Source organism: Candidatus Aquicultor sp. (assembly GCF_054640775.1).
Map to the genome: position 1 here is coordinate 1 of NZ_JBTSLF010000276.1, position 2,953 is coordinate 2,953.

The 2,953-nt window shown below is 42.4% G+C and carries 2 protein-coding genes; both read right to left on the minus strand.

The features are described from left to right. Window positions 1-2,320, minus strand: a 2,320-nt coding sequence (locus ACYC56_RS14085; protein WP_461374805.1) for a beta strand repeat-containing protein, incomplete at its 3' end; no start/stop codon positions are given. 345 nt (window positions 2,321-2,665) lie between these two features. Further along, window positions 2,666-2,953: cupredoxin domain-containing protein (locus ACYC56_RS14090; RefSeq protein WP_461374806.1), on the minus strand; the 288-nt coding region annotated here is incomplete at its 5' end.

Consider the following 2,953-nt stretch of genomic DNA (forward strand, 5'->3'; position numbering starts at 1 on the left):
TTGCAACATGAAGGGGTTGTAATGGCGCCCCCGTCCCAATCCCGACGTTGCCATTATTTAATATAACCATTGCTGGTGTAGAATATGTTGTCCCGCCACCCGCTGTTGAAGGAGTAATTTCAAAATATGCACCATTCCATTGGTTTCCAACTAACCAGTTTTGGTTTGTATTTGACCCTTGAAATTTTACAAAACTTCCTCCGTTATTTAGTGCTGAACCAAGACCAATACCAGCGCCACTTACTATATTTAATTTTTCTATTGGATTCGTCGTCCCAATCCCAACGTTGCCATCGCTATTAATTCTCACTCTTTCGCCGGCTGAAACACCGCTATGATGTGTACCAAATGTGATATAGTCATTTGTCGCGTCACTAATGAATCCCATCCAGCTTGTACTTTGATTTCCGCCAATCGCACCGGCGGCGGTAGACTTTCCAATATATCTTGAAAGGGTATCTAATTGACGACCAACTATTATATTCCCATCAACATCAAGTTTGTTTAATGGATTAGTTAATCCAATTCCGACATTGCCGTCATACTTCAACATCATTGCTGGAGTTGCAGATAACGTTCCAAGAGGAGCCACATAAAATTTTAGTCCGCTATCATAGGTGGAAAAATCTGCGATATATCCGCTTATTCTTCCTGTATTTTTAGCATTACCCCGATTAAAATCAATACTAACTTCATCGTTAACGGCTGAGGACAAGGTATCGGTGGATAATTTCAACAAGGTAAGTTGAGCTGTTCTAGCAGCTTGAATATCTAATTTACTTCCCGGATTCGTTGTTCCAATTCCGACATTCCCCGCTCCAGCCGTACCATTATAAATATTGCCGTTCAACGTTCCGTTCCATAAATTACCGGCAATCAATGTACTTGTTGCATTACCAATTAATGTTTTTACCAATCCATAATTAGTTAAGGCGTAATCATCCGTGCTCAAATATGTACTGGTGTAATTATGCCCAGTTTTAGCTGAACCAGCCGGAGCCGCGCCCGCGTTGCCGATCGAGAATGTATCGAGCGGACCGGTTGTGCCTACTCCGACGTTGCCAGTTGTCGCTTGGAAGGTTATGGCTTTAATTCCGCCCTGCCCCCAGAATGTTAGATTATCTGTGGCATTACCATCAACATCATTTACCAAGGCCCACTTAGTTGCGCCAACTCTCATAAACCTTAATGCTGAAGCGCCGCCAGTTCCATTAGCATCAGGATTCTGAATAATTATTCCGGCTCCAGCTCCGAATGCACCATCTTCATCCTTAGTTACTTGCAGCATTGCTCCTGGCGCCGTCGTTCCAATCCCGACATAGCCGTTCGATTGGATTCTCATCCTTTCTGAATTATACGGAACGCGAAAAACCATATTCCCTGTGTCTGAGCCGGTGCCGGTCCAACCGATATCAGCATGAGCCACCCCCTCAGTCCCTTGCGTACGAAATCGAATTCCTGTTTCTCCGCTAGGAGCGGCAGAATTGTCATTTTGAATACGTACTTGCGGGAAGGTTGCATCATTTACTTGTAATTTTGCTAATGGGGCGGTTGTGCCGATGCCGACGTTGCCAACCGTACTTGCTCCTGCTTGACCAAGAATTGACAGCCCCGTTACCGCAACACCATTTCCGTTTGCAACATTTAAATCCATCCTGGTCGTATAATCACCAACTCCATTTATTTTTGCTACAATAATTTTTCCAAATAGATTGCCTACATTAGCACCTAGCTCAGACGGGTTAAATGCTATTGCTACTCCGGTTCCTGCTGTTCCACTCAAATTTGTTAATTTTAATTCATCAACAACTACTCCTGCGCTAGTGTTTAATACATGTAGAGGGTTCAACGGCGCGGTTGTGCCGATTCCGACATTCCCCGCCCCCGCGGTACCATTATAAATATTTCCATTCAATGTTCCGTTCCATAAATTTCCCGCTACTAATGTGCTGGTTGCGTTAGCAATTAATGTTTGGACAAGTCCATAATTAGTTAAAGCGTAGGCATCCGAACTTAAATAGGTACTGGTATAATTATGCCCAGTTTTAGACGATCCGGCCGGAGCAGCGCCTGAATTGCCGATTGAAAATGAATCAAGCGGACCGGTCGTCCCGATTCCGACGTTGCCGGTCGTGCCGTCAACTAAAAAATATGAGGTGGTCGGAACTGCTGCATTAAAAATATTAAAAGTTTTCGCCACAACCGAGTTAACGCCCGCAAAAAACAAAAAACCGATTGCCAAAAATCCGCCTAAAATAAAAATTCTCGACTTTATGTTTTCTTTAAAAATAAATTGCTGTTTTTGTTTTCTTAAATTCATTTCGCTAAAATAATTTTCAACTATTTATATTTTTTATTAATTATATTATATCGTTTCCGCGGTGGGCTGTAAATCAGAAATTTGTCTTTATTTTTTCTTTAGAAATAATTTAAATATTCTTTATCACCTCTTTGCTATAATGACTAGACTGTGGGCCCGGCAGGTTGCATGGCCAGCCTTGACAGCCCGGCCTTCGGGGTTCGATTCCCCGCGGGTCCACAGGGGCTAGCTTATCGCATTTGACCAGAAATAATATGTTTGCTATCATAATTTTAGTTGTCAAGGCTGGCTAAATATATGCAATCTGTAAAGCAATAAATTCCTCCGTTAACCGGGGGTTTTTATTTATTTCGTAACAATAATCGTCCCGGTCGCCGTTGTATTCGCTCCGCAAATATCGCAATAATAGGTAAAGCTGCCGGTTTCCGAAGTATGAAATCCGAGCATTTTCGTTTCCCCTTTTTTCGCGACTTGCCGCATATTATAACTTGGAAAAACAATACTATAATTATTATCGACCGCCGTAAAATTTATAATCATCGTATCGCCCGATCGGCCGATTATTTTCGAAGGGATAAATTTCCCGCCTTCCGCTTTAATATTAAAACTTAAAGTACTGCTAAGCGAACCGGG